Here is a 17,698-nt window from a genome sequence, read left to right as displayed (position 1 = left end):
GTGGGCCCGGCGGTGTGCCGGGTCAGTACGCCCGGTTGTGCATGCGCCGGCGCCACCACAGCACGCCGGTGCCGAGGAGCAGGAAGCCGGCCGCCCCGGCCGCCGCGGAACCGGCGATCAGCACGGTGTCCGTACCGCCGTCCGCACCGGCGGGAACCAGCCCGCCGTCCAGCTGGTTGCGCACGCTGTTGCCGCTGCCCTTGGCGGTCGCCCCGCGCGAACCCGAGGTCGGCTGGGCCAGGTACGGGAAGGAGTGGCCGAACTTCTTGTCGTTCTTGTCGACCGCGTCGCCCAGGTCGTTCTTGGAGCCGACCAGTTCACCCTCGACGACCTGGAGCGCGGCGTCGATCACGTCGTCGCCGAGCCGGCGCCCGTTCGGGAAGCCCGCGTTGTCGCCGTCGAGGACACCCAGCCGCTTGGGATGCGCGGCCGGCTTGATCGAGGTGTTGAGCCGCAGCTCCTCCGCGGCGCGCACGTGCGGCGGCTGGTTGAGACCCTCGACACCCTTCAGGAACACGTCGACCAGGTCGTTCCTGGGCTCCGCCGGAGCCTTGATCTTGTAGATCCCCTCGATGAGCTTCGGCAGCTCCGGGTTCGTCACGTTCTTCAGGAAGTCGCCGTCGTTGTACGGATCGGACGCGTTGAACTTGTCCTTGTCCTTCTGCGGGTTGACGACCTCGTTGACCAGCGGCATGCCGAGGCGCGAGACCTGGGTGTAGCCGCCGCGGGCGTCCTTGCGCTGCGTGGTGGACCAGATCCCCACGATCGGCTGGTCGGCCGACTCCTGGATCATCTCGGTGGGCACCTGGAGGGCGATCGAGTTGACGTTGTAGCCCTTGAGCGTGTCCCGGCCGACCTCGGACAGGTCGCCGCCGTAGAGCAGGTCGAAGACGCGCAGGTCGAGGAAGAACGGGTCGTCGGCCTGCCCGGCGAAGGTGGTGGACCCGCTCGCGAGCTTGTACACCGCCTGGTCGCGCAGCTTGCGGTAGTCCGGCATGGACGCCTTGCCGACGTTCGACGGCGCCACCGGTATGTCGTCGGCGACCTTCGTCCGGGAGACCAGCTTCTGGTCCCGCAGCCGCAGCAGGTCGATGTCGTACGTCTGCGTGATGTTCAGGTCGGGATCGTCGAGGCTGGTGACCGGACCCGTGTTGTAGAGGAACGTGTCGCCGTTCTTGCGATGCGTCCTGAAGGTGTAGCGGTAGACCAGATCGCCCTGCGCGTCACCGTCGCTGTCGATGTGGAGGTCGTACTGGGCGTCCTCGGCGAACGTGAAGAAGTTCGGGCCGCCGGCCGGCTCCTCGAAGGGGATCCAGTTCGCCACGATCGTCGTCGTGTCGGGTTTGTCCGGGCTCACGAACGCGTACACGTCCGTGTTGTCGTACTGGGGCTGCCCCGAGATCAACGGAGCCTCCCGGTGGCTGGAGGCGGCGGCCGCCCCCGGTTCCAGCACGGTCGCACCGGCGGCTGTGAGCCCCCCGGCAGCCAGCGCGCCACAGACGAGGGCCGTGCAAGTCCTGCGTCCCACGCCGATCCTGGAGATAGGTGTCATGCCGTCCGTCCTCAAGTCCAACTTGCCTGACGCACGCCATTCGGAGCGGTCGCCGGGGTGGATTGGTCGAATCCCAAACGTTCTTACGTGGACTGACGCCGGTCGTTTCAGCGAGGCCCTCACGTGTTGCGTTCGTTTCGCCGCCGGCGGACCCGCGTTTTCGGTGCGCCGATCCGTAACCCATCCGAAAGCGCACTCGCCGCGCACGGGTCCGTGAACTGACGGCCGGTACGCGGCCGGAGAGGGGGACGGGTGGAGACGGACGAACTTCTGGTGCTCGTGGCCGGGGGTGATCAGAGGGCATTCGAGGAGCTGTACGGACTGGTGTCCGGGCCGGTGTTCGGTCTGGTGCGCCGGGTGGTGCGCGACCCGGCCCAGTCGGAGGAGGTGGCCCAGGAGGTGCTGCTCGAACTCTGGCGCTCGGCCGGGCGGTTCGACCCGCGCCGGGGCAGCGCCCTGTCGTGGATCCTCACGCTCGCGCACCGGCGCGCGGTCGACCGGGTGCGCAGCGCCCGCGCCGCCACCGAGCGCGAACAGCGCGAGGGACGGCGGCTGCACCGGCCCGCCTTCGACCAGGTGGCCGAGGAGGTCGAGGCGGGACTCGAACGCGAGTGGGTGCGCCGCTGCCTGGACCGGCTCACCGCCCTGCAACGCCAGTCCGTCACCCTCGCCTACTACGACGGCTACACCTACCGTGAGGTCGCCGAACGGCTCTCTCTGCCGCTCGGGACCGTCAAGACCCGTATGCGCGACGGGCTTTCCCGGCTGCGCGACTGCCTGGGACGTGCCGCATGAGCACCCTGACATCCGCGGGCGACGCCGTGGCCCGCCCGGGAGGTGCCGCATGAGCCTCCTCGACCGGCTGCTCCGCCGTGACCTGCACTCGCTCGCCGCGCCGTACGCGCTGGACGCGCTCGAACCCGACGAGCGCCGGCGCTTCGAACGCCATCTGCACCGCTGCGACCGCTGCGCCGAGGAGGTACGGGCGCTGACCGAGGACGCCGTCCGGCTCGCCTGGTCCACGGCGGCCCCGGCGCCGCCCGCCCTGCGGGACCGGGTCCTCGCCGCCGTACGGACGACTCCGCAGGAACCGCCGGGCGCGTACACGGGCACCGCACCGCCTCGCGCCCGCGCGGCCCGTCGCCCCGCCCGCGCGCGCACTCCCCGCTTGCGCCCGCTGCTGGCCCCGCTCGCCACCGCCACGGCCGCCGCGGCCCTCGTCGTCGCGTCGCTCTTCGCGGTCCAGGCGACGCGGACCGAGGACAAGCTGGACCATGAGCGCGCCCGGGCACGTGAGATCGCGCACGTTCTCGCGGCGCCCGACGCCCGGGCGACCGGTGACCGGGACGGCCGGGGACGCGGTATCGGTGTCGTCGCGTCGGCCTCGCAGCGGCGCGCGGTCGTCACCGTGAGCGGTCTCGGTGCGCCCTCCGGAGGGCGCGTGCATCAACTGTGGCTCATGCGCCCTGGCGTGCAGCCACGCTCCCTCGGGCTGCTGCAAGTCGACACGCCCCTGGTCGCCGGCGGTCTCGACTCCACGGCGTCCTCACTCGCGGTGACCGTCGAACCGGACGGTGGTTCACCGCGGCCCACTACCGCACCAGTTGTCCAACTCGCCCTGGAATCTGTTGGATTCGGAGAGTAATCGTCAACGCCCTTACGGGGTAGGTGAATCCTGTGCCCGCGATACACGAGTGCCACGAGGGAGCGATAGGGTTAGCCTGCCCGGGCCGGGTGCCCTCGTATGGGTGGGGAGTGACATGGAACAGATAACAGTGCGCAGCAGGGCTCGAGTCCCTGCGATCACGTGCGGGAGCAGCGCGACCAGCTCGCGCCTCGACCGCCATCTCGCGGTGCTGGGTGGCCCTGCCGTCCCGCAGCGCGAGGCGGCCGAGGCCACGTTGCTGATGCGTGAGCTGACCGCGCGTGACACCGCGCACGACCGCAGCGGCATGGGTGCGCGAGTGAGGCGGGTCTCGCTCTTCGCCCCGCTGAGGCGGCTCAGCCGTTCGCTGTTCGGCGGCCGCTGAGCGGCGCGGGTCAGGCAGTCCCCGACCCGCGCTCAGGCGGTCACACCGTCCCGGCGCAGTGCTGCGATCTCATCGTCCGTCATCCCCACGGCACGCAGCAGCGTCTCGGTGTGCTGCCCGAGCGCGGGTACGGCTCCCATCCGTGCCTCGTCCCCGCCCGGCAGGCCGACCGGCGGCAGCAGCGCCTGCAACGGCCCCACCGGTGACTCCACTTCCCGCCACCGGTCCCTGGCCGCCAGCTGCGGATGCTCCGCCACCTCCCGTACGTCCCGCAGGCGTGCGCACGCGATGCCCGCCTCCTCCAGCCGGGCGACCGCCTCGTCCGCCGTCAGCACGGCCAGCGCACCGCCGACGAGCGCGTCGGTGCGCTCCCGGTTCGTGACCCGCGCCGCGTTCGTCGCGTACGCCGGGTCGGTGCCCAACTCCTGCTTCGCCAGCACCTGTTCGGCTAGCCGGCGCCACTCCCGGTCGTTCTGCACCGACAGCAGGACCCGGCTCCCGTCCGCCGTCGGATAGGCGTCGTACGGGGCGATGACGGCGTGCGCGAGGCCGGTGCGCGCCGGGGGAGTGCCGCCGTGCATCGCGTGGTGCAGCGGGTGGCCCATCCACTCGGCCAGCGCGTCCAGCATCGACACCTCGACCGGGCCCCCGCGTCCCGTCGTGCCGCGCCGGACCAGTGCCGCCAGCACTCCCGAGAAGGCGTACATGGCCGCCGCGATGTCGGCGGCGGGAATGCCCGCCTTCACCGGCTGCCCGGGGGTTCCGGTGACCGACACGAGACCGGCCTCGCACTGCACGAGCATGTCGTAGGCCCGCTTGTCCGCGTACGGCCCCGACGCCCCGTAGCCCGAGATGTCCACGGCGATCAGCCGGGGGTGGGCCGCGCACAGCGTGGCCGCGTCCAGGCCGAGCCGGGCTGCGGCGCCCTGGGCGAGGTTCTGCACGAAGACGTCGGCGCCCTCGACCAGCCGCCTCACCACCGCGAGCCCCCGCGGGTCCTTCAGGTCGAGGGCGATGGACTCCTTTCCCCGGTTGCACCACACGAAGTGCGAGGCGAGACCGGCCGCCGCGGTGTCGTAGCCGCGGGCGAAGTCCCCGCCGTCGATCCGCTCGACCTTGACGACCCGGGCGCCGAGATCGGCCAGCTGGCGGGTGGCGAAGGGGGCGGAGACGGCCTGCTCCACGGCGACGACGGTGATGCCTTCCAGAGGCAGGGGAAGTGGCTGCATGCGCTGGATCATGTCCCGTACGTGACGCCTTTGTCATGCGCGTACGCCGCCGGGCCGGTGCTCAGCGGCCGGCCCGGCGGGGCGCGCACCGGCGTCCGGCGGCCGCTGCGCCCGGGGCATCACCCGCCGCGGACCCGGGTCACCCCCGCGGGCGCCCGGGGGCACCGTCCGCCGGTCGCGTACCTGCGGACGGCGAGCGGCGAGCGGCGGGACCCCGCGAGGTGAGGTGCCCTAGACCAGGGCGAACTGCCCGTCGGGGCCCTCCTCGCGGTGGTCCAGGACCGTCGCGGGCCTGCGTGCCGTCTCCGGCACGGGGAACACGCCCGCCCTGCGCAGCCCGGTCCGGGTGAGCGGTGACTCCGCCGTCAACTCGGCCAGCTGCGGCCGCAGTTCCGCGAGCAGCGCCAGCACCGTGACCAGTTCCAGCAGCTCGGACGTCCACGCCTGCGGCCAGGCGGCGGGCCGGATCGCCTCCAGGGTGCCCGGTTCCGGCGGTCGCGTTCGCTCCGTGAACCACCGCTCCAGCACGCGCACACCGCCCGCCTCGAAGTCCCAGGCCTCCGGCGGCACGGGCGAGATACGGCCCTCGTCGACGTGCAGAACCTCCTCGTCGCGGTCGTAGCGCAGGTCGAGGACGGGAGCCCCGGCACTCGCGCGGACCCGGGCGAGGGGGAGCGCCGGGAGCGGAGCACGGACGTACGGCCGGCGGCCGCCGGGGAGCCTCGGGCGCTCGCCGTCGCGCCGCATCAGCCACAGCATCCGGCGCCCCAACTCCACACCGCGCGCCCACACGTCGGCATCGCCGGTGAGGGGCACCGTGCAGCCGTCCCGGCCGGGCCGGGACGCCGCCACCGTCCAGGCGAGGACGTCGACGGGCCCGGGGGAGCGGCCGAGGCGGGCGCCCAGGTGCTCCAGCAGGCCGGGCGCCAGGTTCGGTTCGCGGCCGCCGGGACGGCGGTACAGGGGGCGGACCCGGCCGCCGCGGCCGGCGCTCACCGGCAGCACGGAGGAGACCAGCAGAGCCGGGCCCGACGACCCGGGCACGACAGGCTGCTCGACCGCGAACATCTGCGGCTCGTCGGCCACCCGCCACAGCTCGGGGCGGGCCGCGTCGATCAGCCGGTGGTCCGGTATCAGCCACTGCTCGTCGAAGGGACCGCTGAGCACCCGCACCGGCTCCGGGCAGGGACCCGACTCGCGCGCCAGCCGTCCCGTCCCGCTGGACTGCCCCGGCAGCTGGGCGACCGCAGAGTGCAGGGTGCGCGAGCGCGTGGGCCCGAACAGCGCCTCGCGGTCCGGCCCTTCGGCCTTCAGCAGGGCGTTCCACCGGGCCTTCAGGGACGCGGGGTCGGGCGCCGTCGGCCACCCCCGGCCCGGCCGCACGGGCGCGACCGACCACGGCAGGAGGTCCGCGAGCAGCGGAGCGTCGTCGTGCGTCACGCACCGCATCGTACGGTGTGGGCCCCGGGCACCGGCCGCGGACGGGCCGGGCGGTCAGTGGGCGTCGAGGGTGACCGTGAAGGAGAAACGGTCGCCCCGGTAGTGGATGCGGGCCACGTCCAGGGCGCGCCCGTCCTCCCCGTGGACGATGCCGGTGTAGTGCAGGATCGGGCTCAGCAGCGGCACCCGCAGCAGCCGCGCCGTCTCCGGGTCCGCGAGCCGGGCCTCGACGGTGTCGGTGATCCGGCTGATGCGCGCGCCCACCACATCGCGCAGCACCTTGGTCATGGGCCAGCGGACCAGGTCCTCCGGGTCGATGAGCGCCGCGAGGTCGGGACGGACGTAGTTGCGGGCGTGATTGGTCGGCTCGCCGGTCTTCTCGTCGCTGCGCAGGCGGTGGTACGCCGTCACCTCGGCCAGTTCCGGGAAGTGCTCGGCCAGTTCGGCCGACACGGGCGTCGTGCCGTACTCCAGCAGCTCCGTCCGCATGCCCGACTGCTGGGCCACGATCGCGTCCACCGAACCGAGCAGCCGCACGGGAGCGCCCCGCTGCGCGCTCGGCTCGATGAACGTGCCCCGCCTGCGGTGCCGGGTGATCAGCCCCTCGGTCTCCAGCTCCTTGAGCGCCTGCCGCATCGTGAGCACACTCACCCCGTAGTGCCCGGCCAGCTGTTCCTCGGTGGGCAGCCGCAGCGGGTCCTGGGCGGACCGCCCGAGTATCGAGGCGCGCAGGGACTGCGACACCTGATACCAGAGCGGCAGCTTGCGGTTCAGGACGATCGAGTCCGGAGCGAAGGAGGTCACGAGGGTATCCGTACCGGTCGCGGGCGTTCAGTGCAACGGGCGGCGAGGGTCAGCCGGCGGGACGGAAGTGCCGCTGGAGGCCCTGCCACACGTCGTCGTAGCCGCGTTGCAGGTGCTCCGCACGGGCCGCCTGTGTGGTCGCGGTCACCGGCCAGCGCGTCTCGAACATGAAGGCGAGGCCGTCGTCGACCTTCTGCGGGCGCAGCTCGGCGGCACTGGCCCGGTCGAAGGTCTCCCGGTCCGGACCGTGCGCCGACATCATGTTGTGCAGCGATCCGCCGCCCGGCACGAACCCCTCCGCCTTCGCGTCGTAGGCGCCCTCGACGAGCCCCATGTACTCGCTCATCACGTTCCGGTGGAAGTACGGCGGCCGGAACGTGTCCTCGCCCACCAGCCAGCGCGGCGCGAAGACCACGAAGTCGACGTTGGCCAGGCCCGCCGTGTCGGTCGGCGAGGTCAGCACCGTGAAGATGGACGGGTCCGGGTGGTCGTGGCTGATGGTGCCCATCACATTGAAACGGCGCAGGTCGTAGACGTACGGCACGTGGTTGCCGTGCCAGGCGACCACGTCCAGCGGCGAGTGGTCGTACGTCGCCGTCCAGAGGTTGCCGCAGAACTTGTTCACCACCTCCACCGGCCCCTCCACGTCCTCGTACGCCGCGACCGGAGCGAGGAAGTCGCGTGCGTTGGCCAGTCCGTTGGCGCCGATCGGACCGAGGTCGGGCAGCTGGAAGGGCGCCCCGTAGTTCTCGCACACATAGCCGCGCGCCGAGCCGTCCGGCAGCTCCGCGCGGAAGCGGACACCCCGCGGGACCAGCGCGACATGGCCGGGCTCCACGCGCAGCAGCCCGAACTCGGTGCGCAGCAGCAGCCCGCCGCGTTCCGGGACGATCAGCAGCTCCCCGTCGGCGTCACTGAACACGCGCTCCATCGAGGAGTTGGCGTGATAGAGGTGCACGGCCATGCCGGTGCGCTGCGCCGCGTCGCCGTTGCCGCCCAGGGTCCACAGGCCCGCGAGGAAGTCGGTGCCCTCGGCGGGCTCCGGCAGCGGGTTCCAGCGCAGCCGGTTGGGGTCGGGGACGGTCTCCGTGAAGGGGGCCGTGCGGATCGCGCCGTTGTCGGTGCGGGTGAAGGCGGGGTGCGCGGCCGAGGGCCGGATCCGGTACAGCCACGAGCGCCGGTTGTGGGCGCGCGGCTCGGTGAAGGCCGTACCGCTCAGCTGCTCCGCGTACAGGCCGAGCGGTGCGCGCTGCGGCGAGTTGCGGCCCTGCGGCAGGGCGCCCGGGACCGCCTCCGAGCTGTGTTCGTTGCCGAATCCGGAGAGATACGCCGGTTCCCCGGCGGCCTTCCGTGCTCCCTCACGTTCGAACCCGCCCGCGTGGGCGGTGCCCGCATCGCTCATGATCGCTCCCTCGTCCCTATTCCTATGCATCACCGTAGGATTCGGCTTTTCCCCGCGCAAGGGGCAGCGCCGACCGGCGTACGGAACCGGCCGGGCCCGGACGGCGTTCCCGGCCCGCCGGGGCTCTGGTGCGCGTACGGCCCACGACCTGCGAACGACTCGAGAACCCGACCTGAGGGGGATCCGGCCGCCCGTGGTCCTGTTCTAATCTCCCGGCATGTCGTGGACGCGCGGACTGCTCGCCGCGCTCGCGATCTGCGCGTTGCTCGGCGGATCGGCGGGCTGCGGCACCGGTGACGCGCACGGGCGCGGGGGTGAAGTGCCCGCCTCGCCCGTGGGCAAGGTGCTGGACGACACGGACGAGGAGGGACGGCACTACCGTGAGATCGACGAGAAGGGCGCACCCGGTGTCGGGATCGAGGTGCAGCCGAACACCGACGAAAGCTGGGACGTACGGCTGACCGTCCGGAAGTTCCGCTTCTCGCCCGCCGGTACGCGCGCGGTCGCCGTGGCCGGCCGCGGCAGCGCCGTGCTGCTCCTGGACGGGCGGATCCTCACCCGGCTCCGCACCCCCGCCTACCGCCTCTCCGGTGACCTCGTCCCCCGGGGCACCCACCACCTCACCGCCCGCCTGTACGCGGACGACCGCACCGTGTGGGCCGTCGACGGCGTGCCCGTCGAGTGCACGGCGGACATCACGGCGTCCGGACCGGCACCGGCGCCGACGGCGGACGGCGGCGCGTCCGGACCGGCGTCGCGTCCGAGCGCGGACGGCGGCACGGGCCCGGGGGCGCCCGCGATGAATGGCGGGAACACCGGCGCGCGGCGCCCGCGGTGAGCGGCCGGTCAGCGGTGTGCGGGGCGCCCGCGATGAGTGGCGGGGGCGCCGGTTCGCGTACAGACGGGCGAGGTTCACCGGACCCCGGCGGAGAGGCATCATGGACAGCGTGCCCCGAGCGACCCCGCTGCGCCGCGCGCCCGTGCAGCGGCGCAGTGCCGAGCGACTGACCAGGATCCTCGACGCCTGCGCCGACCTCCTCGACGAAGTCGGCTACGACGGCCTGAGCACCCGGGCCGTGGCCCAGCGAGCGGGTGTCCCCATCGGTTCCGTCTACCGCTTCTTCGGCAACAAGCGGGCCATGGCCGACGCCCTCGCCCAGCGCAATCTCGACCGCTACGTCGAGCGCGTGAGGGGGCGCCTGGGGGAGGCCGGGGACGGCGGCGCCGCCCGGACGGACGGGGGCGGGAGTGGGGGAGGCTGGCGGGCCGCCATGGACGCCGTGCTCGACGAGTACCTCGCCATGAAGCGGACCGCGCCCGGCTTCACGCTGGTCGACTTCGGCAACCAGATCCCGGTCGGCTCCGGATGCGCGGAGCCCAACACACGGGTGGCCGACCGGCTCACGGAACTGCTCTCCGGCTATCTCGCCCGCGAGCCCGACGAGGATCTGCGGCGCGCCTTCCTGGTCGCCGTGGAGACCGCCGACACCCTCGTCCACCTCGCCTTCCGCCTCGACCCGTCCGGCGACGAACGCGTCATCGGGGAGATCCGGGTCCTGCTGCGCGCCTATCTGTCGCGTGTCCTGGACTGACGGACCGCCCCGCGGACTGTGACGGACCGCCCCGCCGGTGGTGACGGACCGGCCCCGGCGGTTTTCGGACCGGACCCCGCCGGACCCTCCCGAAGGTGCATACCGGTCGGTATGCTCGGGGGGCCCGTGCGTCACCGCTGCCGCCGCAACCCGGGAGGACCCCGTGTCCCGCACCACCGCCCCCACCCCAGACTCCCGTACCGCCCTGCGCATCTGCCCGCTCTGCGAGGCGACCTGCGGGCTGACGCTCACCGTCGAGGGCACCCGGGTGACCGGCGCCCGCGGTGACCGCGAGGACGTCTTCAGCAAGGGGTTCATCTGCCCCAAGGGCGCTGCCTTCGGCGCGGTCGACGCCGACCCCGACCGGCTGCGCACCCCCCTCGTGCGCGAGGACGGCGAGCTTCGGGAGGCCACCTGGGAGGAGGCCTTCGACGCCGTGGCCGCGGGGCTGCGGCCCGTCGTCGAGCGGCACGGCCCGCACGCCGTCGGCGTCGTCCTCGGCAACCCGAACGTGCACACCATGGCCGGTGCCCTCTACCCGCCCGTCCTGCTCTCGGCGCTGGGCACCCGCAGCCTCTTCACCGCCTCCACCGTCGACCAGATGCCCAAGCACGTGTCGAGCGGGCTCCTGTACGGCGACGCCCTGGCCATCCCCGTACCGGACCTCGACCGCACCGCCCATCTGCTGCTCATCGGCGCCAACCCCCTGGAGTCCAACGGGAGTCTGTGCACCGCCCCCGACTTCCCCGGCAGGCTCAGGGCGCTGCGGGCGCGCGGCGGCACGCTGACCGTCGTCGACCCCCGTCGCACGCGCACGGCCAAGCTCGCCGACCGGCACGTGGCGATCCGGCCCGGCACCGACGCCCTGCTCCTCGCCGCCATGGCCCACGTCCTCTTCGAGGAGAAGCTCGCCGACCTGGGCGACCTCACCCCGCACGTCGAGGGAACCGACGAACTCGCCGCCGCGCTGCGGGACTTCACGCCCGAGGCCGCGAGCGAGGCCTGTGACGTGCCGGCGGACACGATCCGGGCGCTCGCCCGGGAGCTGGCCGCCGCGCCCACCGCCGCGGTCTACGGCCGGATCGGCAGCTGCACCGTCGCGCACGGCACCCTGGCGAGCTGGCTGGTCGACGTCCTGAACATCCTCACCGGCAACCTCGACCGGCCGGGCGGTGCCCTCTTCCCCCAGGCCGCCACCGACCGCGCACCCCGGCCCGCCGGACCCGGCCGCGGCTTCGCGCTCGGCCGCTGGCACAGCCGGGTGAGCCGGCACCCCGAGGCCAAGGGGGAGCTGCCGCTGTCCGCGCTGGCCGAGGAGATCGACACCGCCACGGACGAGGGCAGCCCGGTCCGCGCCGTCATCGCCGTCGCCGCCAACCCCGTACTCTCCGCGCCGGACGGCGACCGTCTCGACAAGGCCCTCGGCGCGCTGGACTTCATGGTCAGCGTCGACCCGTACCTGAACGAGACCTCCCGCCACGCGCACGTCGTCCTGCCGCCGCCCCCGCCCTCGCAGAGCGCGCACCACGACTTCGCCTTCAACGCCTTCGCCGTGCACAACCAGGTCCGCTACACCCGGGCCGCCGTCCCGCTGGAGCCGGGCCGCATGGCGGAGACCGAGATCCTCGCGCGGCTCGTGCTCGCCGCGACCGGCATGCACGGCGCCGACCCCTCGGCCGTGGACGCGATGGTCGTCGAGAGCACCCTGGGCAAGGCCGTCGCCGACCCGCACTCGCCCGTGCACGGCCGTGACCCGGGCGAGCTCGCCGCACAACTGACCGGCGACAACGGTCCCGAGCGGCGACTGGACATGATGCTGCGCCTCGGCCCGTACGGCGACGGCTTCGGCACCCGGCCCGACGGGCTGAGCCTGGCGAGGCTGCTCGCCCACCCGCACGGCATCGACCTCGGTCCGCTGCGGCCGCGTCTGCCGCAGCCGCTGAAGACCCGCAGCGGCCGGATCGAACTGCTCCCGGGACCGATCGCCGGCGATCTGCCGCGGCTGCGGGACGCGCTGCGCGAGCGCCCGGCGGGCCTGGTGCTCGTCGGCCGGCGCCATCTGCGCTCCAACAACAGCTGGATGCACAACGTCCCCGCCCTGACCGGCGGTTCGAACCGCTGCACCCTGCACATCCACCCCGAGGACGCCGCCCGCCTCGGGATCGCCGACGGTGCGGCCGTGCGCGTCGGGGGCGCCGGGGGAGAGGTCACCGCCCCCGCCGAGATCACGGACGGAGTGCGGCGCGGTGTGGTGAGCCTGCCGCACGGCTGGGGGCACGACCGGCCGGGCACCCGGACGAGCCACGCCGCCCAGGACCCCGGCGTCAACGTGAACCAGCTGCTCGACGGCAGTTTGCTCGACCCGCTGTCGGGGACCGCCGTCCTCAACGGCGTCGCGGTCGAGCTGACGCCCGCCACCTGAGCAAAGCTGTGACCTGGAGTTCTGCGCTTATTGCTCGCACGTCAACATCTTGTTAACGCCTGCGGAACCGCCCTAACGTCACTCGCACCGCCGGCCCTGGTGGGAGTTCAAGGGCGAACGTTAGGTATCCATCCATGCTGACCATCCTCGGCTTCGCCATGATCGCGACCTTCCTGGTCCTGATCATGCTGAAGAAGATGTCGCCGATCGCGGCGCTCGTGCTGATCCCGGCACTCTTCTGCGTCTTCGTCGGAAAGGGCGCCAAGCTCGGTGACTACGTCATCGACGGCGTCACGAGCCTCGCCCCCACGGCGGCGATGCTGATGTTCGCGATCGTCTACTTCGGAGTGATGATCGACGTCGGGCTGTTCGACCCGATCGTGCGGGGCATCCTGCGCTTCTGCAGGGCGGACCCGCTGCGGATCGTGGTCGGCACGGCCGTGCTCGCCGCCATCGTCTCGCTCGACGGCGACGGCTCGACCACCTTCATGATCACGGTGTCGGCGATGTACCCGCTGTACAAGCGCCTGAAGATGAGCCTCGTCGTGATGACGGGCGTCGCCGCGATGGCCAACGGCGTGATGAACACCCTGCCCTGGGGCGGACCGACCGCCCGCGCCGCGACCGCCCTGAAGGTCGACGCGAGCGACATCTTCGTGCCGATGATCCCGGCCCTCGCCGTCGGCCTGCTCGGTGTCTTCGTCCTGGCGTACGTCCTCGGCCGCCGCGAGCGCACACGGCTCGGGGTGCTCAGCCTGGACGAGGTGCTCGTCGAGGAGAGGGAGCAGCAGAAGGAGCAGGAGAGGGAGCAGGAGAGGGAGCACGAGTCCGAGACGGTGCTGGTTGCGGCGGGCGGCTCCGGCGACGCCGCCCGTCCGGCGGGGACGTCCGGCGGTGCCGGGGCCGGCCCGGACACCGGCCGGCCCGGCGACGAAGCCGACGAGAACGACGACAAGGGACTTCAGGTCCTCGACCCGAACCGGCCCACCCTGCGTCCCCGGCTCTACTGGTTCAACGCCCTGCTCACGGTCGTCCTGCTCACCGCCATGATCATGGAGTGGCTGCCGATCCCGGTGCTGTTCCTGCTCGGTGCCGCGCTCGCACTCACCGTCAACTTCCCGAAGATGCCCGAGCAGAAGGCCCGCCTCGGCGCCCAGGCCGAGAACGTCCTCAACGTCGCCGGCATGGTCTTCGCCGCCGCCGTCTTCACCGGCGTCCTCCAGGGCACCGGCATGGTCGACCACATGGCCGACTGGCTCGTCGGCAACATCCCCGACGCGATGGGCCCGCACATGGCCTTCGTGACCGGCATCCTCAGCATTCCGCTCACGTACTTCATGTCCAACGACGGCTTCTACTTCGGCATCCTCCCGGTCCTCGCCGAGGCGGGCCAGGCCCACGGCGTCTCGTCCCTGGAGATCGCCCGCGCCTCGATCGTCGGCCAGCCGCTGCACATGTCCAGCCCGCTGGTGCCCGCCGTGTACGTCCTCGTCGGCATGGCCAGGGTCGAGTTCGGCGACCACACCCGCTTCGTGGTCAAGTGGGCCGCCCTCACCTCCCTGGTGGTACTCGCGGCCGGGATCCTCTTCGGCATCATCTGATGCCGGGAGCGCCCAACCCCGGAAAGCCCGGCAGGAGTTGGCTGCCGCGCCTCGTCATCGCCTTCGCCTCCGCGCAGGGGGCGGTGTCGATGGCGCGGCCCGCCGTCTCCTCCCGGGCTCTCGCCCTGGGCGCCGACGAGGCCGCGGTCGGCGTGATCGCCGGCGGGTACGCGCTGCTCCCGCTCTTCGCCGCTGTACCGCCGCGGCGGCGACCATCGCCTGCCGGCCGGTGATGACGCCGATGCTGCGGCTGCTCGGCCGGACCGCGCTGCTCACCGTGACCTGCCTGGGGGCGGGAGGTGCAGTTGTCGTCCGGGATCGCCCTGCGGGCGACCGGGAGGCCGGCGCCGGTCCGGGACCGAGGTGGCACACCCCGAAGGCGCGGGGCGGGACTGGGCCGGGCGAGGGACATCTGACGCGCCGTCCGGCGCTGCTCCCGTGCCTGCCGGTGCGGATGTGAAAGAGAGTCAGGTGAAAGAGCGATTTGTATGAAAATCGTCTCGTCTGACTCGGAGGAATCGCATGCCCACCTCGACCCTTCCACGCCGTGCCGCCGCCCTCGCGGCGCTGACCCTCGCGGGCTCCGCCCTGGCCGGAGCGCAGGCCGCCACTGCCGCCCCCGTCCCCGGTGCCGCCGGCGACGTCAAGATCCACAAGGTGGGCACGCCCTTCAGTGACCCCCGCGACGAGCCGATGGTGTGCGAGTTCTACCTCGACGCCACCAACTTCGACGTGGCCCCGAGTCTCACCTACATCATCCAGTCGCAGCCCCCGTCGCCGAGCGGCGCCACCCTGAACGGCACCATCGCGCTCGCGTCGGGCGGCGGCCACAGCGACCCGCTGGCGCTGCCGGACGGGCAGTACAAGCTCACGGTGACGGGTGGCACCGGCACCCCCAAGGAGAAGGTCTTCCACGTGGACTGCCCGACCGACCCGTCCGCGGCCCCGTCGAGAGCCCCGCAGGGCGGCGTCCACGCGGGCGGCGGCGGTCTCGCCGAGAGCAGCACGATCTCGCCGTTCGCCGGTGCCGCGGCCGTGGGGTTGGTCGTGGCCGGTGGAGTCGTGTACTTCCGCCTGCTGCGCCGTCGCCCCGATGGTGCGGCGTAGGCGCCGCAGGCCCTGGTACCGGACGCGCGCGTTCCGTCTCGCCAGGACGGCGGTCCTCACCGTCGTCCTGGTGACGGCCGGCATCCAGTGCGCTCAGGACGACGAGCCCGCTGAACCGGCTGCCGTCGGCGCGGTGGGGCACGGAGGCGCCCAGGCGTCGCCCCGCCCCGCCCCGGCCGTCCCGGACGCGCGCGGCGCGCCCCGGCCCCGTCCCGAGCAGTCGGCCCGGCAGACCCGGCGGCCCCCCGCACCCCGGCCTGCCCCCGCCCGCACCCGGACCCCCACTCCCACACCCGCCCCCCGACGCACCCTCACCCCGAGGCCGGCGCCCCCGCCCCGGCCGCTGCCCCGGTCCCGGCCGACCTCGCTCGACATCAGGTATCTCCGTCTGCACGCGCCGGTCATGGACCTGCGGCTCGACCGTCGGGGGCAGCTCACCACCCCGCCGGTGGACAACCCCAAGCTGGTGGGCTGGTACGCGGGCGGACCCTCCCCGGGCGAACCGGGGACCTCCGTCGTCGTCGGCCACCGCGACACCAGGACCGGCGCCGCCGTCTTCGCCGGGCTGGCCGCGCTCCGGCCCGGCAAGGTCGTCGAGGCCCGCCGCGCGGACGGGCGGACCGCCGTCTTCACGGTGGACGAGGTGCGGACGTACGAGAAGTCGCGCTTTCCCGACCGGAAGGTCTACGGCCCGAGCAGGCGTCCGGAGCTGCGCCTGATCACCTGCGGGGGCACGTACAGCGCGAAGACCGGGTACGCGAGCAACGTCGTGGTCTTCGCCCACCTGACGGCGACCCGCTGACCCCTCGCCCGGCGGCCGGAACCGGCCGGTCCGCCGCGAGGCCGGGGGTGGGTGGCCCCCGCTCCGCCGTGAGGCCGGGGGTGGGTGCCACCCGACGCGAGCGCGGAGGCGCGCGGGTGGCGCGCCGGGCGGAAGGCGGTCCGGAGGCCCGGCCGGCCGGCCCGCGGGTCGCAGAGAACCGGAGGGTCCGCTTTCGCGTACGCCGGACGGTCCGTCAGATCCGGCGCGCGTCTTCCCCTGGGCGTGTGCGGTCCGTTAACTTCCGTGACTCATACGTCCCGTACGACCCGCGCGGGACGTTCCGTCGCGGAGCACCAGCGCCCTGTGAGCCCCCGGGGGCACCAGCCATGACACGCGCCATCTCCCTGCACCAGGTCAGCAAGTCGTACACCCGTGGCGTCCGCGTGGTGGAACGGCTGTCGCTCGACATCCGCCCCGGTGAATTCCTCGTCCTGCTCGGCCCCTCCGGCTGCGGCAAGTCGACGGTCCTGCGCATGATCGCCGGGCTCGAGGAGGCCACCGAGGGCGAGATCCGGCTGGACGGCGAGTACGCCAACGATCTGCCGCCCTCCGGGCGGGACATGGCGATGGTCTTCCAGAACTTCGCCCTCTATCCGAGCATGACCAGCCGCGACAACATCGGCTTCCCGCTGCGGATCGAGACCCCCGGTACCGACCCCCGCCCGCGGGTCGACGCCACCGCCCGGATGCTCGGCATCGAGGACCTGCTCGACCGGTTCCCCAGCCAGCTCTCCGGCGGCGAACGCCAGCGGGTCGCCATGGGCAGGGCGATCGCCCGCCACCCCTCCGCCTTCCTGATGGACGAACCGCTGTCCAACCTCGACGCCAAGCTGCGCAACCACCTGCGGGCCGAGATCGCCAAACTCACCAGGGACCTGGGCGTCACCACGGTCTACGTCACCCACGACCAGACCGAGGCGATGTCGCTCGGCGACCGGGTCGCCGTGCTGCGCGGCGGAGTCCTCCAGCAACTGGGCACACCACGCACGGTCTACGCCCTGCCCGCCAACGTCTTCGTCGCCGCCTTCATCGGCACGCCCCGGATCAACCTGCTGCGCGGGCTCGTCCGGGCGCCGCTCGACGGCGCCATGTCGATCAGCCTCGGCCGGCAGTATCTGCGGCTGCCCGAACCGCTGTCCCTCGACCACCAGTTGCTCCGGGTGCAGCAGGGACGTGAGGTCATCGTCGGACTGCGTTCCGAGGCCGTGCGGATCGCCAGGCCCGCCGAGGCGCGCTCGGGCGAGGTGGCGATCACCGGTCTCGTCGAGCACGTCGAGTTCCAGGGCCACGAGGTCCTCGTCCACTTCAACACCGGCTCGCGGCCCGCCGTCGTACCGGAGCTCGAGGCGCCGCGGCCCTCCCGTGCGGTGCGCCGCCGCCGGGACGGCACCGTCCTGGACCGGTTGCGCGAGCGCGCCGGTTCGCTGCGGGCGGGACCGGTGGTGGTGCTGGAGCATCCCGGGGACGCGGAACCCGAGCCCGTGGAGACGGCACCCCCGGCCGGGCGGCTGCCCGGCGACCTCGTCGTCCGCACGACCCCCGACATCGAGCTCCGCCACGGCATGCAGGTGCCGCTCCTCGTCGACCTCGCCCACCTGTTCGTCTTCGACCAGCACGGCGAACGCATCTGCCCGGCGCCGGCGCGGCTGCCGGATCTGGAGGAGTGAGCCGGGCACGGGGAGCCGGGAGCCCGCGG

General features: G+C 73.1%; 15 protein-coding genes and 1 pseudogene. 11 read left to right on the top strand and 5 right to left on the bottom strand.

The genetic code is table 11. From position 1 onward, the window contains the following. Positions 1-22 precede the first annotated feature (22 nt). Entirely contained in the window at positions 23-1,552 is a 1,530-nt protein-coding gene (locus AC0ZLC_RS13550) for a DUF4331 domain-containing protein (RefSeq protein ID WP_476752177.1), read from the bottom strand. A 252-nt stretch (positions 1,553-1,804) separates the two neighbouring features. Between AC0ZLC_RS13550 and AC0ZLC_RS13545 the strand changes: the two genes are divergently transcribed. The 3 genes from AC0ZLC_RS13545 to AC0ZLC_RS13535 all read left to right on the top strand — a co-directional run bounded on the left by AC0ZLC_RS13545 (position 1,805) and on the right by AC0ZLC_RS13535 (position 3,582). Continuing rightward, a complete protein-coding gene (locus tag AC0ZLC_RS13545; protein ID WP_476752176.1) occupies positions 1,805-2,347 on the top strand; it encodes a sigma-70 family RNA polymerase sigma factor in 543 nt (180 codons plus the stop codon). Between the two features lie 49 nt (positions 2,348-2,396). Next, positions 2,397-3,197 (top strand): anti-sigma factor, encoded by an 801-nt coding sequence (locus AC0ZLC_RS13540; protein ID WP_476752175.1) that lies wholly within the window; start codon positions 2,397-2,399, stop codon positions 3,195-3,197. A 115-nt stretch (positions 3,198-3,312) separates the two neighbouring features. Then, on the top strand, positions 3,313-3,582 hold the full coding sequence (locus AC0ZLC_RS13535; protein ID WP_476752174.1) for a hypothetical protein: 270 nt from the start codon (positions 3,313-3,315) through the stop codon (positions 3,580-3,582). Between the two features lie 32 nt (positions 3,583-3,614). On the opposite strand, the gene AC0ZLC_RS13530 is transcribed toward AC0ZLC_RS13535, so the two are convergent. The 4 genes from AC0ZLC_RS13530 to hmgA all read right to left on the bottom strand — a co-directional run bounded on the left by AC0ZLC_RS13530 (position 3,615) and on the right by hmgA (position 8,457). Next, positions 3,615-4,823 carry a CaiB/BaiF CoA transferase family protein gene (locus AC0ZLC_RS13530; RefSeq protein ID WP_476752173.1) on the bottom strand — a complete coding sequence of 403 codons (1,209 nt, stop codon included), beginning with the start codon at positions 4,821-4,823 and terminating at the stop codon, positions 3,615-3,617. A 219-nt stretch (positions 4,824-5,042) separates the two neighbouring features. Further along, complete coding sequence (locus AC0ZLC_RS13525) at positions 5,043-6,260, bottom strand: type ISP restriction/modification enzyme (protein ID WP_476752172.1); 1,218 nt, start codon at positions 6,258-6,260, stop codon at positions 5,043-5,045. Positions 6,261-6,305: 45 nt separating this feature from the next. Continuing rightward, positions 6,306-7,055: a GntR family transcriptional regulator gene (locus AC0ZLC_RS13520; RefSeq protein ID WP_476752171.1), complete on the bottom strand. Its 750-nt coding sequence runs from the start codon at positions 7,053-7,055 to the stop codon at positions 6,306-6,308. Positions 7,056-7,104: 49 nt separating this feature from the next. Further along, a complete protein-coding gene (gene hmgA, locus AC0ZLC_RS13515; protein ID WP_476752170.1) occupies positions 7,105-8,457 on the bottom strand; it encodes a homogentisate 1,2-dioxygenase in 1,353 nt (450 codons plus the stop codon). A gap of 217 nt (positions 8,458-8,674) precedes the next feature. Here hmgA and AC0ZLC_RS13510 point away from each other — a divergent pair, with 217 nt between their 5' ends. The 8 genes and pseudogenes from AC0ZLC_RS13510 to AC0ZLC_RS13475 all read left to right on the top strand — a co-directional run bounded on the left by AC0ZLC_RS13510 (position 8,675) and on the right by AC0ZLC_RS13475 (position 17,669). After that, complete coding sequence (locus tag AC0ZLC_RS13510) at positions 8,675-9,295, top strand: nuclear transport factor 2 family protein (protein WP_476752169.1); 621 nt, start codon at positions 8,675-8,677, stop codon at positions 9,293-9,295. A gap of 100 nt (positions 9,296-9,395) precedes the next feature. Continuing rightward, complete coding sequence (locus AC0ZLC_RS13505) at positions 9,396-10,049, top strand: TetR/AcrR family transcriptional regulator (RefSeq protein ID WP_476752168.1); 654 nt, start codon at positions 9,396-9,398, stop codon at positions 10,047-10,049. 163 nt (positions 10,050-10,212) lie between these two features. Continuing rightward, positions 10,213-12,471: a molybdopterin oxidoreductase family protein gene (locus tag AC0ZLC_RS13500; protein WP_476752167.1), complete on the top strand. Its 2,259-nt coding sequence runs from the start codon at positions 10,213-10,215 to the stop codon at positions 12,469-12,471. A gap of 134 nt (positions 12,472-12,605) precedes the next feature. Continuing rightward, a complete protein-coding gene (locus tag AC0ZLC_RS13495; RefSeq protein ID WP_476752166.1) occupies positions 12,606-14,072 on the top strand; it encodes a CitMHS family transporter in 1,467 nt (488 codons plus the stop codon). Beyond that, a pseudogene (locus tag AC0ZLC_RS13490) lies at positions 14,072-14,284 on the top strand (MFS transporter); the annotation flags it as partial. The gene AC0ZLC_RS13495 and the pseudogene AC0ZLC_RS13490, both read left to right, overlap by 1 nt. A 310-nt stretch (positions 14,285-14,594) precedes the next feature. Next, positions 14,595-15,179, top strand: a complete 585-nt coding sequence (locus AC0ZLC_RS13485; RefSeq protein ID WP_476752165.1) for a hypothetical protein — start codon at positions 14,595-14,597, stop codon at positions 15,177-15,179. Beyond that, positions 15,166-15,981, top strand: a complete 816-nt coding sequence (locus AC0ZLC_RS13480; protein ID WP_476752164.1) for a class F sortase — start codon at positions 15,166-15,168, stop codon at positions 15,979-15,981. Before AC0ZLC_RS13485 ends, AC0ZLC_RS13480 begins: the two co-directional genes overlap by 14 nt. A 347-nt stretch (positions 15,982-16,328) precedes the next feature. Then, positions 16,329-17,669, top strand: a complete 1,341-nt coding sequence (locus AC0ZLC_RS13475; protein ID WP_476752163.1) for an ABC transporter ATP-binding protein — start codon at positions 16,329-16,331, stop codon at positions 17,667-17,669. Positions 17,670-17,698 lie beyond the last annotated feature (29 nt).

The sequence above is a fragment of the Streptomyces sp. GLSS-08 genome, assembly GCF_056387915.1.
The sequence above is the reverse complement of the archived record's forward strand: the minus strand, read 5'-3'. Positions and strand labels throughout refer to the sequence as shown.

Coding starts and splice junctions, on each gene's coding strand:
- AC0ZLC_RS13480 (WP_476752164.1), top strand. CDS start 15,166: ATGGTGCGGCGTAGGCGCCGCAGGCCCTGGTACCGGACGCGCGCGTTC.
- AC0ZLC_RS13530 (WP_476752173.1), bottom strand. CDS start 4,823: ATGATCCAGCGCATGCAGCCACTTCCCCTGCCTCTGGAAGGCATCACC.
- AC0ZLC_RS13535 (WP_476752174.1), top strand. CDS start 3,313: ATGGAACAGATAACAGTGCGCAGCAGGGCTCGAGTCCCTGCGATCACG.
- AC0ZLC_RS13505 (WP_476752168.1), top strand. CDS start 9,396: ATGGACAGCGTGCCCCGAGCGACCCCGCTGCGCCGCGCGCCCGTGCAG.
- hmgA (WP_476752170.1), bottom strand. CDS start 8,457: ATGAGCGATGCGGGCACCGCCCACGCGGGCGGGTTCGAACGTGAGGGA.
- AC0ZLC_RS13550 (WP_476752177.1), bottom strand. CDS start 1,552: ATGACACCTATCTCCAGGATCGGCGTGGGACGCAGGACTTGCACGGCC.
- AC0ZLC_RS13525 (WP_476752172.1), bottom strand. CDS start 6,260: ATGCGGTGCGTGACGCACGACGACGCTCCGCTGCTCGCGGACCTCCTG.
- AC0ZLC_RS13475 (WP_476752163.1), top strand. CDS start 16,329: ATGACACGCGCCATCTCCCTGCACCAGGTCAGCAAGTCGTACACCCGT.
- AC0ZLC_RS13495 (WP_476752166.1), top strand. CDS start 12,606: ATGCTGACCATCCTCGGCTTCGCCATGATCGCGACCTTCCTGGTCCTG.
- AC0ZLC_RS13540 (WP_476752175.1), top strand. CDS start 2,397: ATGAGCCTCCTCGACCGGCTGCTCCGCCGTGACCTGCACTCGCTCGCC.
- AC0ZLC_RS13485 (WP_476752165.1), top strand. CDS start 14,595: ATGCCCACCTCGACCCTTCCACGCCGTGCCGCCGCCCTCGCGGCGCTG.
- AC0ZLC_RS13510 (WP_476752169.1), top strand. CDS start 8,675: ATGTCGTGGACGCGCGGACTGCTCGCCGCGCTCGCGATCTGCGCGTTG.